Origin of the sequence: Kineococcus endophyticus, from assembly GCF_040796495.1 — a bacterium.
Taxonomy (GTDB): Bacteria; Actinomycetota; Actinomycetes; order Actinomycetales; family Kineococcaceae; genus Kineococcus; species Kineococcus endophyticus.
Genome location: NZ_JBFNQN010000002.1, coordinates 310843 through 330560 on the forward strand (window position 1 = coordinate 310843; position 19718 = coordinate 330560).

The 19718-nt window shown below is 73.6% G+C and carries 22 protein-coding genes, 1 pseudogene and 1 riboswitch; of the genes and pseudogenes, 9 read left to right on the top strand and 14 right to left on the bottom strand.

Annotation, left to right across the window (positions count from 1 at the left end; translation table 11 throughout):
* The first annotated feature begins 165 nt into the window (after nucleotides 1-165).
* Nucleotides 166-336, top strand: a riboswitch (cyclic di-AMP (ydaO/yuaA leader).
* Nucleotides 333-989, top strand: a complete 657-nt coding sequence (locus AB1207_RS03780; protein WP_367636447.1) for a transglycosylase family protein — start codon at nucleotides 333-335, stop codon at nucleotides 987-989. It overlaps the preceding riboswitch by 4 nt.
* Nucleotides 990-1138: 149 nt before the next feature.
* Here the strand turns inward: AB1207_RS03780 and AB1207_RS03785 are convergent.
* The 3 genes and pseudogenes from AB1207_RS03785 to AB1207_RS03795 all read right to left on the bottom strand — a co-directional run.
* Nucleotides 1139-2113, bottom strand: a pseudogene (locus tag AB1207_RS03785) (RNA polymerase sigma factor); the annotation flags it as partial.
* Nucleotides 2114-2566: 453 nt separating this feature from the next.
* Nucleotides 2567-3004 (bottom strand): STAS domain-containing protein, encoded by a 438-nt coding sequence (locus tag AB1207_RS03790; RefSeq protein WP_367636448.1) that lies wholly within the window; start codon nucleotides 3002-3004, stop codon nucleotides 2567-2569.
* A gap of 127 nt (nucleotides 3005-3131) precedes the next feature.
* Nucleotides 3132-3428 carry a hypothetical protein gene (locus AB1207_RS03795; RefSeq protein WP_367636449.1) on the bottom strand — a complete coding sequence of 99 codons (297 nt, stop codon included), beginning with the start codon at nucleotides 3426-3428 and terminating at the stop codon, nucleotides 3132-3134.
* Between the two features lie 217 nt (nucleotides 3429-3645).
* Here AB1207_RS03795 and AB1207_RS03800 point away from each other — a divergent pair, with 217 nt between their 5' ends.
* On the top strand, nucleotides 3646-5907 hold the full coding sequence (locus tag AB1207_RS03800; protein WP_367636450.1) for a SpoIIE family protein phosphatase: 2262 nt from the start codon (nucleotides 3646-3648) through the stop codon (nucleotides 5905-5907).
* Between the two features lie 19 nt (nucleotides 5908-5926).
* Here AB1207_RS03800 and AB1207_RS03805 read toward each other — a convergent pair whose 3' ends face one another.
* The 8 genes from AB1207_RS03805 to AB1207_RS03840 are packed head-to-tail and all read right to left on the bottom strand — an operon-like array spanning nucleotide 5927 to nucleotide 12243.
* Nucleotides 5927-6559 carry a TrmH family RNA methyltransferase gene (locus AB1207_RS03805; RefSeq protein ID WP_367636451.1) on the bottom strand — a complete coding sequence of 211 codons (633 nt, stop codon included), beginning with the start codon at nucleotides 6557-6559 and terminating at the stop codon, nucleotides 5927-5929.
* A gap of 19 nt (nucleotides 6560-6578) precedes the next feature.
* Nucleotides 6579-7754 (bottom strand): ABC transporter permease, encoded by a 1176-nt coding sequence (locus tag AB1207_RS03810; RefSeq protein WP_367636452.1) that lies wholly within the window; start codon nucleotides 7752-7754, stop codon nucleotides 6579-6581.
* Nucleotides 7751-8638 carry an ABC transporter ATP-binding protein gene (locus AB1207_RS03815; protein WP_367636453.1) on the bottom strand — a complete coding sequence of 296 codons (888 nt, stop codon included), beginning with the start codon at nucleotides 8636-8638 and terminating at the stop codon, nucleotides 7751-7753. The genes AB1207_RS03810 and AB1207_RS03815 overlap by 4 nt, the downstream gene beginning before the upstream one ends.
* 48 nt (nucleotides 8639-8686) lie before the next feature.
* The gene (locus AB1207_RS03820) at nucleotides 8687-9796 is read right to left on the bottom strand and encodes a sulfate/molybdate ABC transporter ATP-binding protein (RefSeq protein WP_367636454.1); all 1110 of its coding nucleotides are present in this window, start codon (nucleotides 9794-9796) and stop codon (nucleotides 8687-8689) included.
* On the bottom strand, nucleotides 9793-10560 hold the full coding sequence (locus AB1207_RS03825; RefSeq protein ID WP_367636455.1) for an ABC transporter permease: 768 nt from the start codon (nucleotides 10558-10560) through the stop codon (nucleotides 9793-9795). Before AB1207_RS03825 ends, AB1207_RS03820 begins: the two co-directional genes overlap by 4 nt.
* Nucleotides 10561-10607: 47 nt before the next feature.
* Nucleotides 10608-11384 (bottom strand): molybdate ABC transporter substrate-binding protein, encoded by a 777-nt coding sequence (gene modA / locus AB1207_RS03830; protein ID WP_367636456.1) that lies wholly within the window; start codon nucleotides 11382-11384, stop codon nucleotides 10608-10610.
* On the bottom strand, nucleotides 11381-11788 hold the full coding sequence (locus tag AB1207_RS03835; protein WP_367636457.1) for a TOBE domain-containing protein: 408 nt from the start codon (nucleotides 11786-11788) through the stop codon (nucleotides 11381-11383). The genes modA and AB1207_RS03835 overlap by 4 nt, the downstream gene beginning before the upstream one ends.
* 59 nt (nucleotides 11789-11847) lie before the next feature.
* On the bottom strand, nucleotides 11848-12243 hold the full coding sequence (locus tag AB1207_RS03840) for an ankyrin repeat domain-containing protein (RefSeq protein ID WP_367636458.1): 396 nt from the start codon (nucleotides 12241-12243) through the stop codon (nucleotides 11848-11850).
* Nucleotides 12244-12390: 147 nt separating this feature from the next.
* Here AB1207_RS03840 and AB1207_RS03845 point away from each other — a divergent pair, with 147 nt between their 5' ends.
* The 6 genes from AB1207_RS03845 (at nucleotide 12391) to AB1207_RS03870 (ending at nucleotide 16899) form a co-directional block, all read left to right on the top strand.
* Complete coding sequence (locus tag AB1207_RS03845) at nucleotides 12391-13152, top strand: sugar phosphate isomerase/epimerase family protein (RefSeq protein ID WP_367636459.1); 762 nt, start codon at nucleotides 12391-12393, stop codon at nucleotides 13150-13152.
* Complete coding sequence (locus AB1207_RS03850; protein WP_367636460.1) at nucleotides 13149-14258, top strand: Gfo/Idh/MocA family protein; 1110 nt, start codon at nucleotides 13149-13151, stop codon at nucleotides 14256-14258. The genes AB1207_RS03845 and AB1207_RS03850 overlap by 4 nt, the downstream gene beginning before the upstream one ends.
* 159 nt (nucleotides 14259-14417) lie before the next feature.
* On the top strand, nucleotides 14418-15158 hold the full coding sequence (locus tag AB1207_RS03855; RefSeq protein WP_367636461.1) for a DedA family protein: 741 nt from the start codon (nucleotides 14418-14420) through the stop codon (nucleotides 15156-15158).
* Between the two features lie 23 nt (nucleotides 15159-15181).
* Nucleotides 15182-15607: an acyl-CoA thioesterase gene (locus tag AB1207_RS03860; protein ID WP_367636462.1), complete on the top strand. Its 426-nt coding sequence runs from the start codon at nucleotides 15182-15184 to the stop codon at nucleotides 15605-15607.
* 30 nt (nucleotides 15608-15637) lie between these two features.
* Entirely contained in the window at nucleotides 15638-16261 is a 624-nt protein-coding gene (locus AB1207_RS03865; RefSeq protein ID WP_367636463.1) for a DedA family protein, read from the top strand.
* Nucleotides 16258-16899 (top strand): IMPACT family protein, encoded by a 642-nt coding sequence (locus AB1207_RS03870; RefSeq protein ID WP_367636464.1) that lies wholly within the window; start codon nucleotides 16258-16260, stop codon nucleotides 16897-16899. Before AB1207_RS03865 ends, AB1207_RS03870 begins: the two co-directional genes overlap by 4 nt.
* Before the next feature lie 107 nt (nucleotides 16900-17006).
* Here AB1207_RS03870 and AB1207_RS03875 read toward each other — a convergent pair whose 3' ends face one another.
* Genes AB1207_RS03875 through pyrE form a run of 3 tightly spaced genes read right to left on the bottom strand, consistent with a single transcriptional unit; the run spans nucleotide 17007 to nucleotide 18798 of the window.
* On the bottom strand, nucleotides 17007-17837 hold the full coding sequence (locus tag AB1207_RS03875; RefSeq protein WP_367636465.1) for a methyltransferase domain-containing protein: 831 nt from the start codon (nucleotides 17835-17837) through the stop codon (nucleotides 17007-17009).
* 14 nt (nucleotides 17838-17851) lie between these two features.
* Nucleotides 17852-18232: a hypothetical protein gene (locus AB1207_RS03880; protein WP_367636466.1), complete on the bottom strand. Its 381-nt coding sequence runs from the start codon at nucleotides 18230-18232 to the stop codon at nucleotides 17852-17854.
* On the bottom strand, nucleotides 18232-18798 hold the full coding sequence (gene pyrE / locus AB1207_RS03885) for an orotate phosphoribosyltransferase (RefSeq protein WP_367636467.1): 567 nt from the start codon (nucleotides 18796-18798) through the stop codon (nucleotides 18232-18234). Before pyrE ends, AB1207_RS03880 begins: the two co-directional genes overlap by 1 nt.
* Before the next feature lie 70 nt (nucleotides 18799-18868).
* On the opposite strand from pyrE, the gene AB1207_RS03890 reads away from it, so the two are divergent.
* Complete coding sequence (locus AB1207_RS03890; protein WP_367636468.1) at nucleotides 18869-19669, top strand: exodeoxyribonuclease III; 801 nt, start codon at nucleotides 18869-18871, stop codon at nucleotides 19667-19669.
* Nucleotides 19670-19718 lie beyond the last annotated feature (49 nt).

The window sequence follows — 19718 nt, forward strand, 5'->3', positions numbered from 1 at the left end:
CCGGCCCCGCGCGTGATCTGCGTCACGAACGAGCGGTTGCGGCCGCTCAGTGCCGCGGGTCCAGGTCACGGGCAGGTCGCGGGACGGTGTACGCCAGGCCGCTGAGCCGTTACCGTCGGAACGTTCCCGGGGAACCCCGGGGACACGGCCGCGGAACGCCGAGTCCTGCCCACCGCGCCGGAAGCAGAGCCCGTGGGCAGGAGCGGGGGACCCACACGTTCCTCGGACGACCGCTCCGGCGGGAGTCCTCGGGGTGAAGCCGCGCCCACGCGGCCGGGTCAAACACCTTCGACCCGAACCCGACAGCTGACCTCGTAGGCGTTGGAGGTCACATGTCTGCGATCCGTCGCGCCCCCGCGCGCCACCGTGCGCCCAGCAACACCAAGCTCGTCCGTCGTGGCCTGCTCGCGACCGCCGCGGCCGGTGCCGCCGGCGCGGCGCTGCTCGCCCCGGTCTCCAGCGCCTCCGCGGCCCCCGTGCAGGAGTGGGACCGCCTCGCGCAGTGCGAGTCGACCGGCAACTGGCACATCAACACCGGCAACGGCTACTACGGCGGCGTCCAGTTCAGCGCCCGCACCTGGACCGGCTTCGGCGGCGGGCAGTTCGCCCCCCGCGCGGACCTGGCCTCCCGCGAGCAGCAGATCGTCGTCGCCGAGCGCGTGCTGGCCAAGCAGGGCTGGCGCGCCTGGCCGTCCTGCTCCCGCAAGCTCGGCCTGAGCGGCGCGGCCGACCCGGTCGGCATGGAGGCGGCGCTGCTGCACCCCGCCCCGGCTCCCGCCCCGGCGCCGGCTCCGGCCCCCGCGCCGGTCGTCGAGTCCGCTCCGGCGAGCGCCCGCACCCACGTCGTCGCCCCCGGCGACACGCTGTACCGGATCGCCGTCAACAACGGTGTCGCCGGCGGCTACGTGGCCGTGTGGAACGCCAACCGCGCCGCCATCGGTGACAACCCCGCGCACATCCGCGTCGGCCAGGTCCTCGTCCTGCCCTGACGCACCCCCGGGCCTGAGCGCCCGCAGACGTGACCCGCCCCGGGTCCGGCCTCGGCCGGGCCCGGGGCGTTCGTCGTCCGGGCGCTGGGAGCCGAGCGGGTCTCACGCGGTGACGTCCAGCTCGCAGGAGGACGTCCGCCGGCGTCGACTCACTCCAGGTAGTCGCGCAGCACGTTGGAGCGCGAGGGGTGACGCAGCTTGGACATCGTCTTGGACTCGATCTGCCGGATCCGCTCACGCGTGACCCCGTAGACCCTGCCGATCTCGTCGAGCGTCATCGGCCGATCCGTGACGAGGCCGAAGCGCATCGAGACGACGCCGGCCTCGCGCTCGGACAGCGTGTCCAGGACCGAGCGCACCTGCTCCTGCAAGAGCGTGAACGTGACGGCAGCCAGTGCGTCGACGGCGTGGGCGTCCTCGATGAGGTCACCCAACTCCGAGGTCCCGTCCTGCCCCAGCTGGGTGTGCAGCGAGATCGTGTCACGGCCGTGCTTCTGGAGGTCGGCGACCTTCTCCGGGGTCGTGTCGAGCCCTTCGGCGAGCTCGTCCACGGTGGCCTCGCGCCCGAGGTCCTGCATCACTTGCCGCCGCAAGCGTGCCAGCCGGTTGATGAGCTCCACCACGTGCACCGGAAGGCGGACAGTGCGCGCCTGGTCCGCCATGGCCCGCGTGATGGCCTGCCGGATCCACCACGTCGCGTACGTCGAGAACTTGAAACCCCGGGCGTGGTCGAACTTCTCGACGGCTCGTACGAGCCCCAGGTTCCCCTCCTGGATGAGGTCCAGGAAGAGCATCCCCCGACCCGTGTACCGCTTTGCGAGCGAGACCACCAGGCGCAGGTTGGCCTCGAGGAGGTGGTTCTTGGCCCGGCGGCCGTCCTCGCTGATCCATCGCAACTCGCGCGCGAGGACCGGGTCCAGCTCGTCACCCGCCAAGAGCTTCTGATCTGCGAACAGGCCGACTTCGATGCGTTGGGAGAGATCCACCTCCTGTTCGGCGGTGAGGAGGGCGACCCTGCCGATGAGCCGCAGGTAGTCCTTGACCGGGTCGCTGCTCGATCCGACCGTGTCCAGAGTCGCGATCGGACCGTCGTCCTCGTCCTCGAGGACGTCCACGGCGACCGGAGAGGCGTTCTGCTGCGGACCAGTCAGCCGAGCGGTTTCCCGCGGCTGCGTCAGGACGATCGGTGAGGACACGGGAAAACCCTTCGTCACGGTGCCGACACCAGCACGCGACGGTCGTCCCGCGCACCGGTCTGATGTCCAAGCACGCATCGACGGCTCTCGATGTACCCCTGAGCACGTCCATCACACCACGCTCAGCCCCGGAACACCATCGTCCCCCAGCGCCCTGGGCCGCCCCCTCTCGCGCTCAGCGCTCCGGACGGGGGAACCGACGCAGGTCGTCCACGGCGCGACGCTGGTCTCGCGCACGCGTTTCCTCGAGGTCCCACGCGTCGGTCGTCGACCTGTCGCTGAGGCCGGTCAGGCACGTCCGGCAGACAGCGCGACCGGCCCAGACGGTCACCGCGTCGAGTTCGGAACCGTCGGCCGCGAGGTGCTCCGCACAGAGGAGCCTCACCGCGGTCCTGCCCCACGCAGCGCTCGCACCGTCGTCGCAGCGGGCCCGTCCGCCGCCTGCAGGGGGTTCGTCGCGGCCAACGAAACCCGGTCGGCCTCCAGAGCGGCACTGGCACTCCCGGCGTCGGGGTGGACGGGGAACCGGAAGACCTGTCCACTGCGTCGCAGGCTCTTCGCCGTCTCACCCTCCCGGTCGTCGACGACCACGATACGGTGGCGCAACGACTTGGCACGAGACCTCCCCGCGGTCAAGGCCGTCAGTGCCTCGTCCGCGAACGAGGAAACCCCCCTCACGTCCAGCAGCACGTCGTGTCCGCCACCGTCCTGCACCGCCGCCAACAACTCGGCGAGCAACTCCGGCACCTCCGCCGGGCCGACGACCCCCTCGACGACGACGGTCCGTTCGTTCCCTCGCGTACTGCTGTGCAGCTCCATCGCGCGCTGTTCCCGTCCACTGGTGGTCGTTCTCCTCGCCGGCAGGTGTTCCCACCGACGCACGTGCGGACCCCGGAACCGCCGGTCACGACGGCTGCCGAGGCGTGGGCGCCGGTCACACCCCGCGTCAGAGGTCCTCCGGGTGGGCGGGGCCGACGGACGCCCCTCCATCAGCCCCCTCCTCGGAGCTCGCGCCGGCGCGCTGGTGGGGACGTGCGGTGGCGGTGCACGTGAGGCGCGCCCACAGACCGTCCGACCCGGCGAGGACGACCACGTCACCGACGTCGCCGGGCGACAGCCCCGCCTCGACGGCTCTGGCAGTGGCCCGGCGACGTAGATCAGCGCTGACCCGAGCCTCGTGCTCAGCCCAACTCCGGCCCCGCAGGACGCGGGAGACGACGATGGTGACGGTGGGGTCGGTCACGGGTGCTCCTGGCGACGTCCTGACGACGCGCGCACGCCTGCTGGTCACGATGCCTTCCCGGCCACGCTCTGACCCACCGGGTGGTGCCCACGGCTCCGTGTCCCACCAGTGTGCGGCACCGGCGCCCGCGCGGCCCGTCGAGCCGCCGGGACGTCGGCCTTTCCCGGCGAAGCCGCCGACGCCGGTCGGTCGGTCGCCGGGTGGCTACCCTGGGCTGGTGCGCCAGTGGCCCGGGAAGGGCGAGGACGCCGACAGCAGGCCGGTGGACGGGGCCGCGAGGGTGCCGGGTCGACTGGACCTGCCGGTCGTCGCCCACGAGGGCCCGGTGGCAGTGCTCGTCGTCGACGTCGTCGCCGAGCAGGTGCTGTCCGGCAACGACGCGGCCCGCCGGCTGGCCCCGGGTCTGCACCTTCCAGCGGCCGTGGAGGACTGGTCCCGCGCAGCGGGTCTGGAGGCCGCCCCGGGCGGGCTCGACGGCCGGGACGGCACCTCGTTGCTGCGCGTGGCCGCGGGTGGTCCTGAGCCCGGGCAGCAGACCACGGCCCTCCTGCACCGTGTCGCTGCCCACGCAGGTGAGGCCCTGTGGGCGACCGGTGCGCCGCTGCACGGCGCACCGCCGCCACTGCAGACCCGGTCGCTGCTCGTCCTGGTGCCTGTCGACCTCCCGGACGCCTACGGGACCCGGGCAGGGGCCGGCCGCGACCACGGCTCGGTCCTGTCCAGCGGCCTGGCCCTGACCCTCTCCGACCCCACCGTCGAGGGGGACCCCCTGGTGTGGGTCTCGTCCACCTTCACCCAGCTGACCGGCTGCACCTCCTCCGACGCCGTCGGCCGCGACCTGCTGTTCTGGACCGGGCCCGACACGGACCCGCACGCCCTGGCCCGACTGCGTGGCGACCTCGTCCGGACGTCCCGTGGGGCAGTACCCGCCGAGGAACCCGCCGCCGACGCGATCCGCGAGACGTTGCTGGCCCACCGTCGCGACGGGTCGGCGTTCTACAACCACCTCACCGTCCTCCCCGTCCTGGACGAGGACGGCGGCACCGCTCACCGGATCAGCCTGCAGAGCGACGTCACCGCTCACGTCCTCGCCCGGCACGAGCGCGCCCGGGAACGGCGAGACACCGACGAGCGCCTGGACGCAGCCCGCCAGGCGCAGACCGCCGCCGAGGACGCCGACCGCTCAGGGCGTCTGCTGCTGACCTTGTCCGAGGCCCTGACGGCGACGACCACCGTGGCGGAGGTCGCCGCCACGATCGCCGACGTCGTGACCGTCGAACTGGGCGCGACCGGCAGCGGTCTGCTGCTGGCCGATGCCGCCCGCACTCGGCTGGACCTCGTGAGGTCCGCCGCCGCCCCTACCCCCGCCGACGGAGTGTGGTCGCGCATCGGCTGGGGCGACGACGTCCCTCCGGCCCAGGCGGTGCGCCAGCGAGCGGCGGTGTTCTCCGGCGACGGCACCGCGTCGCGGGCAGCGGATCCCGTGACCGCCGCGCACGTCGGGCCCGCAACGGTGGGAGCCAGCGCGAGCCTGGCCCTCATCAGCGCCGGCGAGGTCATCGGGGCGGTCTTCCTGTCCTGGGCCGAGCCCCGCCCCTTCTCCAGTCGACATCGAGCGGTGCTGCAAGCGCTGGGCCGGTACACCGCGCAGGCCGTCCAGCGCGCGGTGCTGGCCGCGGAACGCAGGAGCGCCGCCGAGGTGCTGCAACGGTCGCTCCTGACCCGGCTGCCCGAGCCGGACCACCTCGAACTCCGGTCCCGCTACGTACCTGCCGCGGCCGGCGAGCACGTGGGCGGGGACTGGTACGACGCCATCGTCCAGCGGGACGGGTCCACAGTGCTGGTCATCGGCGACGTCACCGGTCACGACATGGCCGCGGCCGCCCACATGGGCCAGATGCGCGGACTGCTCAGGGCGTTCGCCTACGACCGCGACGAACCCCCCGCCCAGGTGGTGACCCGTCTGGACCGGGCTCTGGCCGGCTTGGGCGTCGACGGCCTGGCCACGCTCGTCCTGGGCCGGATCGAGCAGGTCCCCGCCGACACCGCGCAGGCCGGTGCTGCCGGTGGACGCGGGCTGCGTCGACTGCGGTGGACCAACGCCGGGCACCCGCCGCCCCTGCTGCTGCTGGCTGACGGGTCCACGCAGGTGCTCACCAGCGAAGCGGAGATGCTCATCGGACTCCTGCCGGACGCCGAGCGCAGCGACCACCTCGTGGCGCTGCCGCCGGGGTCGACGGTGCTGCTGTACACCGACGGCCTCATCGAGCACCGCGGCCGCAGCCTCGAGGACGGCATCGACGACCTGCGTCGGGTCTTGAGCTCGTGCCGTGACCTCTCGGTGGAGGAACTGCTGGACCGCGTCGTGGTCGATCTGGTCGGGGACTCACCGGAGGACGACTGCGCGATCCTGGCCGTGCGGGCCCATCCGGAGGACCGTCCCCGCCCGGCCGAGGCCGCAGGGCGTCGGGTGGTCTGACCACCGGCCCGCCCAGCGTTCAGGGCTGTTGCCCGAAGACGTGCCGCCGCACCCACGCGTGCATCGCCACGGCGGCGGCGGCCCCGACGTTGATCGACCGCGTCGACCCGAACTGCGCGATGGCCAGCACGTCGACGCAGTGGGCGACGGCCTCGTCGGTCAGCCCGGGGCCCTCCTGACCGAAGAGCAGGACGCACTTGCGCGGCAGGTCGTAGGTCTCCAGCGGCACCGACCCCTCGACGTTGTCGATGCCGACGACAGGCAGTCCACGGTCGGCCGCCCACGCGGCCAGCGCCGCCACGTCCTCGTGGTGGTGGACAGACAGGTAGCGGTCGGTGACCATGGCGCCGCGCCGGTTCCAGCGGCGGTGACCCACGACGTGCGCGCCCGCGGCGTTGACGGCGTTCGCCGTCCGCACGACCGAGCCGATGTTGGCGTCGTGCTGCCAGTTCTCCACGGCGACGTGCAGCGGGTTCCGCCGCGTGTCGAGGTCGGCGACGATCGCGGCGTTCGACCAGTACCGGTACTCGTCGACGACGTTTCGGCGGTCACCCTCGGCGAGCAGCTCCGGGTCGAACCGCGGGTCGTCGGGCCAGGGCCCCTCCCAGGGCCCGACACCGACGACCCGCTGCTCCCCCTGCTGCTCCGGCACCCGCCGATCCTGCCAGGTGTCAGGCCACCTTCCGCCACGCGGACTTCAGCCCGAGGGACCGTCCCGTCTGCAGCAGGCTGTTCTCGTACAACCGGCGGGCGATGCTCACGAAGAGGACGGCGGTGAGCGCGATGATCCCGAGCGAGACCAGCGGTTCCCACAGCGCGACGTCGCCCTGGACGACCCGCTTCGGCATGACCATCGGCGACGTCAGCGGGACGTAGCTGAGGACGGTCTGCAGCGTCCCCGGGTCGTTGGTGAAGAACGTGGCGAAGAACGGCAGCATGACGAACATCTGCACCGGCGTCGCGGTCGACTGCAGGTCCTCGAGCCGACTGGCCATCGCGCCGGCGGCGGCCCACAGGCACGACAGCATCGCGAACCCGAAGACGAAGAACACGAGGAACCAGACGGCGGCCGACGGGATCCCGGGGATCGAGGACAGCAGGTCCGGCTGCGCCACGGACAACGCGCCCACCCCGGCCCCCACGAGCAGGAGCACCTGGCAGAACGCGAGCAACCCGTTCCCGGCGATCTTGCCGATGAGCAGCTGCCGCACCGGGACGGTGGTGACGAGCAGTTCGATGACGCGGGTCTGCTTCTCCTGCACGACGCTCTGCGCGATGGAGTAGCCGAAGATGATGACGATCTGGAAGAAGATGATCGCGAACGCCAGGCCGAGCAGGTAGACGGTGATCGGGTCGACGGCGTTCGGGGCCAGCAGGCGGGTCGCGGGCGGGGGCAGGGACAGGACGCGTCCGACGTCGGTGCCGCTGACGCCGAGGCTCTCGAACCCGGACACCGTCTGGGCGGTGCTGACGCGGTTGCGCAGAACGGTGGACAGGGTGTCGGACACGCTGCGGTCGCCGACGATCGACGCCGTGCCCCCCTGGACCACGACGGCCGCGTCCACGTCCCCGGCCCGGACCGCGGCCTCGGCCGCGGCGACGTCGGCCTCGTCGCGCAGGTGGATCCGGGTTCCGGAGTCCTCCGTCGGCAGGGCCGTCGCGACGAGGGGCTTGGAGTCCGCGGTGACGGCGACGTCGTAGTCGTCCGTTCCCCCGGAGAACACCCCCGGCAGCACGGCGGCGGCGGCGACGATGAGGAACAGGAACAGGGTCGAGAAGATGAACCCCTTGTCGCGCAGCCGCTCCGTCATCTCGCGCTGGGCGACGATCCGCCACTGACCCCTCACCGGGACACCTCCTGGAACAGTTCGGACAACGAGGGCAGCAACGGCGCGAACGAGCGCACCGGACCGCGGCGGACCGCTTCCGCGAGCACGGTCTGGTCGAGGTCGGGCGCCCCGGACAGTTCGAGGACGACTCCGTGCCGGCGGTGGTCGACGATCCGCACACCGGCAACAGCGTCGAGCCAACCGAGGTCCCCCTCGGCGACGAGTTCGTACCGCGACCCGGCGCGCTGGCGGCGCAGCTTCTCGGGTTCCCCGGACGCGACGACGCGGCCGGCGTGCAGGATGACGAGGTCGTCGCACAGGCGGTCGACGAGGTCGAGCTGGTGACTGGAGAACAGGACGCCGACGCCCGCTGCGGTCTTCTCCCGCAGCAGGTCGGCCATCGCGTCGACCGCCAGCGGGTCCAGACCGGAGAACGGTTCGTCGAGGACGAGGAGTTCGGGGTCGTGGACGAGGGAGGCCGCGACCTGGACGCGCTGCTGGTTCCCCAGCGACAGCGATTCGAGCTTGTCGCGGGACCGGTCGCCCAGGCCGAGGCGGTCCAGCAGGTCCTGCCCGCGACGCGTCGCCACCCCGCGGTCCACGCCGTGGAGGCGGGCGAGGAACACGAGTTGCTCCAGCAGCCGGCCCTTGGGGTAGAGGCCGCGTTCCTCGGGCATGTACCCGAAGCGCCGGCGGGTCGCTAGGTCGGGCGTCTTCCCGCGGAACGTGACCGACCCGGAGTCGGCGGCGAGGACCCCGAGGGCGATGCGCATGGTGGTGGTCTTGCCGGCGCCGTTCGCACCGACGAAACCGACCATGCGGCCGTCGGGCACGCTGAGGCTGACGTCGTCGAGGGCGAGACGCTCCCCGAAGCGGCGGGTGATGGTGTCGAGGACGAGCACCCGCCCGAACCTAGGGGCCGACCGGGGGCAGCCGCGTCCACCGAACGTCTACCGGAACGGCACTCGTTCCCCCTCGACGGTGGGATGCAGTCTCACGGCCGTGGCCTTGACCGCCAGGTGGACCGCGGCCCCCGGCACGAGGTCGAGTTCCGCCGCGGCGGCGACGGTGACGTCGGCCAGCACGTCGTGCTCGGGCAACGGGTTCAACCGGGCCCGCACCCGGACCACCTCACCGCGCGGGCTCACGTCGGCGACGGTCGCGGCCCAGCGGTTGCGCGGGCTGCCGCCGGGGTCGGTGACGTGCACGGCGACGGCCGACGGGCTGAAGACGGCGACCCCCGGGCGGCCGGGGGCGGCCGGCCCGTCGCCGGACAACCCCGTGACCAGCCCCCCGTCGGGGGTCCGCAGCCCGTCGGCGGTGAACACGCCGGGGAGCAGGTCCAGGCCGGCCAGCTGCGCGGCGAAACGGCTGCGGGGCGCGGTGAGCACCTGCTGCACCGGCCCTTCCTCCACCACGCGGCCGCCGTCGACGACGACGGCCCGGTCGGCGAGCGCGAGCGCGTCGAGGGGTTCGTGGGTGACGAGGACCGCGGACCGCTCACCCCGGCCCAGGACGCGGCGCAGCACCTGCCGGACTTCGGGGGCGGCGGCGACGTCGAGCGCGGCGAGAGGTTCGTCGAGCAGCAGCAGGCGGGGGTCGGCAGCCAGGGCGCGGGCGATCGCCACGCGCTGCGCCTGACCACCGGACAGCGCCCGCGGTCGCCGGTCTGCGAACCCGGCCATCCCCACCTCCGCGAGCACGTCGGCGGCGCGGGCGCGGGCGTGCGCCCGGGACGCACCGGCACTGCGCGGGCCGAAGGCCACGTTCGCGGCGACGTCGAGGTGGGGGAACAGCAACGGTTCCTGGGCCAGCAGCCCGACCCCGCGCCGGTGCGGGGGCAGGAAGACGCCACGACCCGCGCCCCCGACGTCGGCCAGGACGGTGCCGCCGAGCTCGATGCGTCCGGACGTCGGACGGAGCAGCCCGGCGAGCAGCGCCAGGAGCGTCGACTTCCCCGCCCCGTTGGGCCCGAGGACCGCGACGACCTCTCCCGCCGCGACGTCGAGGGCGATGTCGAGGTCGCGCGGTGCGAAGCGGACGTCGAGGTGGAGCGTCACACGGTGCTCCGCCGGCCGCGGACGGCGACGACGACCACCACGGCGACCACGACGAGCAGCAGCGACAGCGCGGCCGCGGCGTCCGGGTCGGTCTCGCGCTGGACGTACACCTCGAGCGGCAGCGTGCGGGTCACCCCCTGCAGGCTGCCCGCGAACGTGAGCGTGGCGCCGAACTCCCCCAGCGCCCGGGCGAACGCGAGCACCGCACCGGACAGCAGGCCAGGCGCGACGAGCGGGACGGTGATGCGCACCAGGACGCGTCCGGGCCGGGCGCCGAGCGTCGCGGCCACGGACTCGTAGCGGTCGCCCGCGGTGAGCAGCGCCCCCTCCAGGCTGAGCACGAGGAACGGCAGCGAGACGAACGTCTGCGCCAGGACCACGGCCGCGGTGGTGAAACCCACCTCGACGCCCAGCACGGACAGGGTCGGGCCGAGCAGCCCGCGACGGCCGAGCGCCCACAGCAGCGCCAACCCGCCGACGACGGGCGGCAGGACGAGGGGCAGCAGCACGACCGAGCGCAGCACCCGGGCCCCGGGGACGCGACCGCGGGCCAGGACGAGGGCCATCGGCACGCCGAGCAGGACGCAGAGCACCGTGCTCGCCGACGCCGTCCGCAGGCTCAGCTGCAACGCGGTGAGGGCCGAGTCCGACGTGACGAGCGCCGGGAACCTCGACCACGGAACCCGGGAGAGGATCCCGAGCAGGGGCAGGACGAACAGGAGCAGCCCGATCGCCGCGGGGACGAGGACCCAGCGGGGCAGCACGCTCCCCTCCACCGCACCGCCCCGCCGGACCGGAACCCTCCGGGCGGTCACGGCGCGCCGAACCCCGCGTCCTGCAACACGTCCCGCCCCTGCGGACCCGACACGAAGTCGACGAAACCCTTCGCCAGCGAGGCGTCGGCGGCGTCCTTCAGCGCGGTCACCGGGTAGGTGTTCACGGCACGGGAGGACTCGGGGAACTCCACGCCCGTCACCGCGTCGCCCGCGCCGCGCACGTCGGTGACGTACACGAGGCCGGCGTCGGCCTCGCCGGCGGTGACCTTGCCGAGGACGTCCGTCACCGAGTTCTCCTCGCTGACGGGGGCGAGCGTCACACCCGTCGACCTCTCCACCGTCTCGGTCGCCGCCCCGCAGGGGACCTGCGCGGCGCACACGACGACCTTCAGACCGGGACGCGCGAGGTCCGCGAAACTCCGGACCCCCGCGGGGTTCCCGGGCGGTGTCGCGATCTCCAGTACGTTGGTGGCGAAGTCCACCGGATCCCCCGCGGTCAGGGACTGACCCGTGACCTTCGCCATGTTCTTCTCGTCGGCCGCGGCGAACACGTCCGCGGGGGCACCCTCGCCGATCTGCGTCGCGAGGTCGGAGGAACCGGCGAACGAGAACGTCACGCGGACGCCGGGGTTGGCGGCCTCGAACTCCTCGCCGATCCTCGTGAACGTCCCCTTCAGCGAGGCGGCCGCGAACACCGTGAGGGTCCGTTCGGCGGGGGAATTGCTCGTCGCACCGGTCGCGGAGCCGCCGCCCGCGCCGCAGGCCGCCAGGAGGGCCACCACGAGGAGACCCGGGAGCGCGCGGAGCCTCACGAGCGGCCGTCCGGGGTCTCGACGATGACGGTGGTGGCCTTGACGACCGCGGTCGCGCGACTGCCGGGTTCCAGGCCGAGTTCGGTGGCCGCCTCGGAACTCATGAGGGAGACGACGCGGTGCGGTCCGCACTGCATCTCGACCTGGGCCATGACCCCGTCGGCGACGACGCGGGTGACGAGGCCGGCGAAGCGGTTGCGGGCCGACCGGGCCACGGTCGTCGTGTCGGTCGCGGCTCCGGCGGCGTTCTCGACGGCGAAGGCCGCCAGCGCCGCCCCGTCGACGACGGTCCGGCCGGAGGCGTCCTTGCTGCTCGGGAGCGCGCCGCTGTCGGCCCAGCGCCGGGCGGTGTCGTCGGAGACGCCGAGCAGGTCGGCGACGTCGCGGATGCGGTAGTCGGGCACCTGACGATGATATCCCGCACGTGCGGCTCAACGACGGCCAGACGGCCGCAGGTGCGGCGTCAGACGTGCCGCTGGAGCACCTCGGTCATCTCCGGCAGGCCGAACACCTCCGCCACGGCGAGTCCGGACTGCCGTCCGAGCGCGGGATCCGCCCCCGCGGCGAGGAGCATCTCCACGACCGGCCGGGACTGCCGGAAGACCGCCGCCCCCAGGGCCGTCTGCCCCTTGTCGTTGACGCGGGCGTGGTCGGCGCCGCGGTCGAGCAGGGCGCGGACCACTTCGGCGTGCGCGTGGTAGGAGGCGAGGATCAGCAGGGTGTCACCGGCGGAGTTCGTCAGGTCGGCGGGCACACCCGCGTCGATGCGGGCCGCGAGGGCGGCGGTCGCTCCCTCCCGGGCGAGGTCGAAGGTCTCGTGCAGGAACGCGAGTTCGGCCTCGGTCAGCCCGTGGGTCACGTCCGGAGCGTATCCGGGGACGGTGGGGGTAGCGCCCGCACGGGGACCCGACGTACGGTTGCTGAACCGGTTCGGTTCGAGAGCCCGGACCGGGGACGAGGGCGTCCAGGCGGACGTCCGCCACCTCTGGAAGGACGAGCTCCGCTCATGACCCCACCCACCACCCTCGACGCGTCGCGGATCTCGGTGCAGCTGTACACCGTGCGGGAGGCGTTGGCCGCCGACCTGGACGGCACGCTGGCCCGGCTGGCCGCGATCGGGTTCACCCAGGTCGAACCGTTCGGGCTGACGCAGTCGGCGACCACGTTGGCGCCGGCGTTGGCCGCGCACGGGTTGTCGGCGCCCTCGGCGCACACCTCGGTGATCGGCGCGGACCTGGACGCGGTCCTGGCCGCGGCGGCGGCCACCGGCACCACGCTGGTCATCGACCCCCACGTGGACCGCGCCCGCTGGACCACGGCCGAGGACGTCGCGGCGATCGCGGCGGAGTTGAACACCGCCGCGCAGCGGGCCGCCGACGCCGGCGTCACCATCGGCTACCACAACCACGAGTTCGAGCTGGAAACCCGCATCGGCGGCCGGCCGGCGTTGGAGGTGCTGGCCGACCACCTGCACCCTGCCGTCGCGTTGGAGGTGGACACGTACTGGGCCGTGGTCGGTGGGGTGGACGTGCCGGACCTGCTGGACCGGTTGGGGTCGCGGGTCAAGGCCGTGCACCTGAAGGACGGCGACGGCTCGCGCGACAACACCAAGCAGGTGGCGTTCGGGACCGGCGCGATCGACACCGGCGCGATCCTGGCCGCGTGCGGGAACGTCGAGCTGGGGGTCCTCGAACTGGACGACACGACCGGGGACATGTTCACCGCCGTGCAGGACAGCTACACCAACCTCACCAAGGCGCTCTCGTGACCGCCCGCACCGGCCCCGTCGGCATCGGGATCATCGGAGCGGGAGTGATCTCCGGCACCTACCTGGAGAACCTCACCTCCTTCCCCGACGTGCAGGTCCACGCCATCGGCGACCTCTACCCCGAAGCCGCCGCCCGCCGGGCCGCCGAACACGGCGTGCCCGCCCACGGCGGCATCGACACCGTCCTCTCCCACGAGGACGTCGAGATCGTCATCAACCTGACGATCCCCGCCGCCCACGTGGAGGTGTCGCTGGCCGCGATCGGCGCGGGCAAGCACGTGTGGTCGGAGAAGCCGGTCGCCCTGGGCCGTGAGGGTGGGGCACGGTTGATCGCGGCCGCGCAGGCGGCGGGGGTGCGGTTGGGCTGCGCGCCGGACACGTTCCTGGGGGTGGGGTTGCAGACGGCGTTGGCGGTGCTGAGGCGGGGGGACATCGGCACCCCGTTGAGCGCGTTGACGTTGATGCAGTCCCCGGGGCCGGAGTCCTGGCACCCCAACCCGGCGTTCTTGTTCCAGCACGGTGCCGGGCCGTTGTTCGACATCGGCCCGTACTACCTGACGACGCTGGTGCAGGCGTTCGGGCCGATCACGCAGGTCGCGGCGGTGGCCGGGACGTCCCGGGCGCAGCGGACCATCGGGTCCGGGCCGAAGGCCGGGGAGGTGTTCGAGGTGACGGTGCCCACCCACGTCAGCGCGTTGACGCGGTTCGCCGGTGGCGCCTCGGCCAGCAGCATCTTCTCCTTCGACTCCCCGTTGCCGCGGCACGGGTTCGTGGAGATCACCGGGACCGAGGCGACGTTGGCGTTGCCGGACCCGAACAACTTCGACGGGGACCTGCGGATCCGGCGCCGCGACGGTGAGGACTGGGAGACGGTCGCCTCGACCAAGGCGCTGTCGACGCGGGGAACGGGGGTGCTGGAGATGGCCCGCGCGGTGCGCGAGGGTCGTCCGCACCGGGTGCAGGGGGCGTTGGCCCACCACGTGGTCGATGCGATGGTCTCGATCGCCGAGTCCGCCCAGACGGGTGCGTTCGTGCCGGTCACCAGCACCGCGGCCCCGGCCGAGCTGCTGCCGGCCGACTGGGACCCCACCACCCGCACCGTGTGAGGGAGCGCGTCGTCCGGCACCGGGAGGCCGGACGACGCGCACCACCCACCCGGACGGCGTCCGACGAGCGGGTGGTCCTGACGGGCGGCACGTCATCCTCTGGGCTGATCTCCAGGCCGAGGCGCCCGGGCACCGCGTCCCGGCACTTACCCTGGGGTCGTGTCCTTCCTCGCCGAGTTCTCGGCTGCCCTGGGGTCCGCCGCACCTGCCGCCGCTCCGGCCCTGCTGCCGGACTGGGCGAACCCCGAGAGCTTCCTCGACTCCCTGGGCATGGCCGCGCTGTGGGTCTCGGTGGCGATCGTGTTCGTCGAGTGCGGGTTGTTCATGTTCTTCCTGCCCGGCGACTCCCTGCTGTTCACGGTCGGCCTGTTCACCCACTCGGGGATCCTCAAGGACCCGCTGTGGGTCTCGTGCCTGCTGCTGTCGGTCGCGGCCTTCCTCGGCAACGCGGTCGGCTACGAGATCGGCAAGAAGGCCGGTCCGGCGATCTTCCAGCGCGAGGGCTCGAAGCTGCTGACGCCGAAGCGCATCAAGCAGACGCACGACTTCTTCGAACGCTACGGCGCCCGCGCGATCATCCTCGCGCGCTTCGTGCCGGTCGTCCGCACCTTCATCACGCTCGCCGCCGGCGCCGGCGCCATGCCCCGCCGCGTGTTCCTCACCTTCTCCGCGATCGGCGCCGTGCTGTGGGCGACCGGGATCACGCTCCTCGGCTACGCCCTCGGCAGCGTCAAGCTCATCCGCGAGAACCTCGAGCTCGGGCTCCTCCTGCTCGTCGTCCTCTCGCTCATCCCGGTCGGCATCGAGTACGTGCGCGACCGCCACAAGCAGCGCCGGGCCGGCACGCTCCCCCGCCAGGGCGGCGCCACCGAGAGCCAGACCCCCGAGAACCAGCACTGACCCCCACCGGGCAGGATGTCCGGGTGCCGCGCCAGCGCCTGCTCCTGTCCCTGCGGTGGGGCGACATGGACGCCTACCGCCACGTGAACAACGTCGAGCTGCTACGGCTGCTCGAGGAGGCCCGCGTCCGGGCCTTCGGCATGGCCTCCCCCGACGGCTCCGCGCCGATGCTGGCCACGGGCATGGTCGTCGCGAAGCACACGATCGAGTACAAGGCGCCGCTGGACTACCGGATGGAACCCGTGGCCGTGGACCTGTGGGTGGGCCGCGTCGGCGGGGCCAGCTTCGAGGTCGACTACGAGGTCTGCGAGCCCGACCCGCCCGTCACGGGGACGCCCACGACGTACGTCACGGCGTCGACGGTGTGCGTCGCCTACGACTTCGCCTCCGGCCGTCCGCGGCGCCTCGACGACGACGAGAGGGCGCGGCTCGCCACCCTGGCCGTGTGAGGCTGCCCTTCCCAGTGCGAGGATCGACCGGTGTCCGACTGGCTCGCCCACCTCGCCGACCCCCCGTTGGAGGACCTGGGCGCCGTCGGTCTGTACCTCCTCGTCTTCGGCATCGTCTTCGCCGAGACGGGCACCCTCGTCGGGTTCTGGCTGCCGGGCAGCAGCGTCCTCTTCACGGCGGGGCTGCTGGCCGCCCGCGACGACTCGCCGCTGTCGCTGCCGGTCCTCGTCGTCGGCGTGACGCTGGCCGCCATCCTCGGTGACACGGTCGGCTACTGGTCCGGCCGCCGGCTCGGGCGTCCCTGGCTCCTGCGCCGCGCCGGCAAGGCCGCGCACCACCTGCCGAAGGCCGAGGCGTTCTACGAGAAGTACGGCTGGTTCGCCGTCGTCGCCTGCCGGTTCATCCCCTGGCTGCGCGCCTTCACCCCGATCATCGCCGGGACCGCGGCCATGCCGTACGCGAAGTTCGCGTCGGCCAACGTCGTCGGCGCGCTGTGCTGGGGGGCGCTGCTCGTCCTGGCCGGGTACGCGGCCGACTCCCTGCCCTGGGTGCGGACGCTCGCCTACTCCATCGCCGGCGTCGCGATCCTCGCCTCGATCGTCACCCCGCTCGTCTCCTGGATCCGCCGGCGGCGGGCCCGCGCCCGCTCGTGAGCGACCCGCTGCCCGTTCCGGCCCGCGCGGTCCGGACGGAGCTCGTCGTCGAGCGCTCCCGCTTCCTCACCACCCTGGAGCCCGTCGCGTCGGTGGCGGCCGCCGACGACGTGGTGGCACGGGTGCGCCGGGAGTTCCCCGACGCCCGGCACCACTGCACGGCCTGGGTGCTCGGCGAGGACGGCCAGGAGCAGCGCTCCTCCGACGACGGTGAACCCGCCGGGACGGCCGGCGCGCCGATGCTCACGTCCCTGCGGGGTGCGGGCGTGACCGACGTCGTCGCCGTCGTGACGCGCTGGTTCGGCGGGACGCTGCTCGGGACCGGCGGGCTGGTCCGCGCCTACGGCGGCTCGGTGAGCGCCGCCGTCGCCGAGGCGGGCACGGTGCAGCGTCGCCGCGTCGACCTGGTCCGGGTGTCGGCAGGCCTGGCCGACGGCGGGCGCGTGGAGGCGGAGCTGCGCCGGTCGTTCGCGGTGGAGGACGTCGAGTGGGCCGGCGACGGCTGGCACGCCGTCGTCGCGGTGGCCGCGGGCGGCGCCGACGCGCTCGCCGCCCACCTCGCCGCGGCCTCACTCACCGTCACCGTCGAGGGCCTCGGGCCCGCTGTCCGCCCCGCCCGCGGGGTGGGGGATCGTTGACGCAGCCGGCTCGACCTACGAGCCGGGCGACGCAGCGAGCCCGCAGCACGGGAAGCAGCCCGGTCGAACTCGCTGACGCGGCTAGCTCACCCGATGAGCCCGATGCGTCAACGATCCCGACGGCTGGCGGCGACCGTGAGGCGGACACCCACGGTGACGTCGACGCCCCCGGGCCGGCCGGCGAGGACGGCGTCGAGCCGCGCGTCGAGGGCGGCCGGGTCGACGTGGTGGGCGCTGGGGCCCATGAGCACGAGGGCGCGCAGGCTCTCCCGGTCCAGCGTCCGGGTGAAGCGCAGCTCGTCTTCGGTGAGGATCTCGAAGCCGGTGAGGTCGGCGTGCAGGCGCTCGGCCTTGCGCTCCTCCACCCCCACCATGCCCAGGGCCTCGCGCACCTCCTCGAGGTGCTCGGCCAGCGGCGTCACGACGACCCACCGGCCGCCGGGTCGCAGCACGCGGGCGACCTCGGCGACGCCGCGCGGCGCGAACACCGTCGTCACGAGGTCGACGGACCCCGCCGCGAAGGGCAGTCCGCGCCAGACGTCCGCGCCGACGGCGGCGACCCGGGGGTGGGCGCGCGCGGCCCGGCGCAGCGCCGCGGTCGAGGGTTCGACGACGACACCGGGACCGTCCGTCGCCTCGACGACGGTCGCGAGGTAGTACCCCGTCCCCCCGCCGACGTCGACGACCAGGCCGGGGACCGCGCGGTCGGCGAGCGCCGCCGCGACCGGTGCGTAGTGCCCGGCACCGAGGAACGCGTCGCGGGCGGCGACCATCCCGGCGTCGTCACCGCTCGCCGACCGGCCGACGGCGAGGTTGACGTACCCCTGGCGGGCGAGGTCGAACCGGTGTCCCGCACCGCATCCGAGGACGCGTCCGGACAGCTCGAAGTCCCCCGCGCAGTGCGGGCAGCGCAGCGCGGGCAGGACCTCGGCGAGCACGGCGGGAGCGGGGTTCAGCGCTGCTGCTCCGCCGCGGCGCCCAGCGGGTGCAGCCCGGACAGCGCCCCCACCCAGGACGCGGGGACGGCGTGCAGCTTCGCGTCGTAGGCGCGCACGGCGGCGGCGTGGAAGGCGACGTCCCCGGCCAGGCGGTGTTCGGCGTCGGCGAGCGCCTTGACGGTCTGCGGGTCGGCGCCGGACTCGGTCGACTCCTGGGAGGCGACGTGCGCGGACAGGTCCGCGAGCCGGCTGCGGCGCTGCTCGGCGAGGGCACCGGCCTCGACGGCGAGGTCCCGCATCCGGACCAGACCGGCGCGGGTGCTGACGGCCCACAGCGCCGCGACGAGCACGAGGAGGACGACGACGACCAGCACGACCGTCCCGGCGGTGCCCATCAGGCGAGCCCGATGTCGGCCAGGCTGAAGGCGTAGCGGTAGGGGACGCCCTGGGCCTCGACCTTCTCCTTGGCGCCGGTGTCGCGGTCGACGATGACGACGACGCCGACGACCTCGGCGCCCGCCGCGCGCAGCGCCTCGACGGCGGTGAGCACCGACCCGCCGGTGGTGGAGGTGTCCTCGACGGCGAGCACGCGGCGCCCGGCGACGTCGGGGCCCTCGATGCGGCGCTGCAGGCCGTGCGTCTTCTCGGCCTTGCGGACGACGAACGCGTCGAGCGCGGCGCCGCCGTGGGCCTGCGCCCAGCCGCGGGCGTTGGCCGCGTGGACCATGGCGAGCGCGACGGGGTCGGCGCCCATCGTGAGCCCGCCGACGGCCGCGAAGTCCCAGTCCGACACCAGGTCCAGCAGGACCGGCCCGACGAGGGCGGACGCCTCGCCGTCCAGGCTGATGCGGCGCAGGTCGACGTAGTGGTCGGCCTCCTTGCCGCTGGACAGCGTGACCTTGCCGTGGACGACGGCCTTGGCCGCGACGAGGTCGGCGAGGCGTTCTCGGTCGGTGCTCACGGTGCTGAAGCTTAGGTGCTGCGGAAGGCACCGCCGGGCACCCCGGGCCGCGGCGGGTAACGTCCGGCGCGTGCGCCTCGCGACCTGGAACGTGAACTCCGTCCGTGCCCGCCTCGACCGCGTGCTGGCGTGGATCGACCGCAGCGACGTCGACGTCGTCGCGCTGCAGGAGACCAAGTGCAAGGACGAGCAGTTCCCCGAGCAGGCGTTCCTCGACCTCGGGTACGAGGTCGCGCACCACGGTCTGTCCCAGTGGAACGGCGTCGCCCTCGTCTCGCGGGTGGGGCTGGAGGACGTCAGCACGCAGTTCTCCCCTGACGTCCCGCACTTCGGTGAACCGGCCGCCGCGGAGGCCCGCGCGATCGGCGCGACCTGCGGCGGGGTGCGGGTGTGGAGCCTGTACGTGCCGAACGGCCGCACGCTGCAGGACCCGCACTACGTCTACAAGCTGGCGTGGCTGGAGGCGCTGCGCTCGGCGGGCGTGGGCTGGCTGGGGCAGGACCCGCAGGCGCAGGTGGCGCTCGTCGGCGACTTCAACATCGCCCCCACCGACGACGACGTGTGGGACGTCGACTTCTTCGCCGGGGCCACGCACGTCTCCGAGCCGGAGCGCGCGGCGTTCCGTTCGCTGGTGGACGCGGGCTTCGCGGACGTCGTGCGGCCCTACGCCCCGGGTCCGGGGACCTTCACGTACTGGGACTACACGCAGCTGCGCTTCCCCAAGCGCCAGGGCATGCGGATCGACTTCGTGCTCGGCTCCCCCGCCCTGCAGGCGCGCGTCAGCGGGGCCACCATCGACCGCGAGGAGCGCAAGGGCAAGGGTGCCTCCGACCACGCACCCGTGATCGTGGAGCTTGCGCCGAACGCGTGAACCCTGCCCGAACCGGCTCCGCGGGCGCGACGGGGGACGAGTCGCCTCA

Coding starts and splice junctions, on each gene's coding strand:
- AB1207_RS03880 (WP_367636466.1), bottom strand. CDS start 18,232: ATGGGCACCGCCGGGACGGTCGTGCTGGTCGTCGTCGTCCTCCTCGTG.
- AB1207_RS03780 (WP_367636447.1), top strand. CDS start 333: ATGTCTGCGATCCGTCGCGCCCCCGCGCGCCACCGTGCGCCCAGCAAC.
- AB1207_RS03845 (WP_367636459.1), top strand. CDS start 12,391: ATGACCCCACCCACCACCCTCGACGCGTCGCGGATCTCGGTGCAGCTG.
- AB1207_RS03790 (WP_367636448.1), bottom strand. CDS start 3,004: ATGGAGCTGCACAGCAGTACGCGAGGGAACGAACGGACCGTCGTCGTC.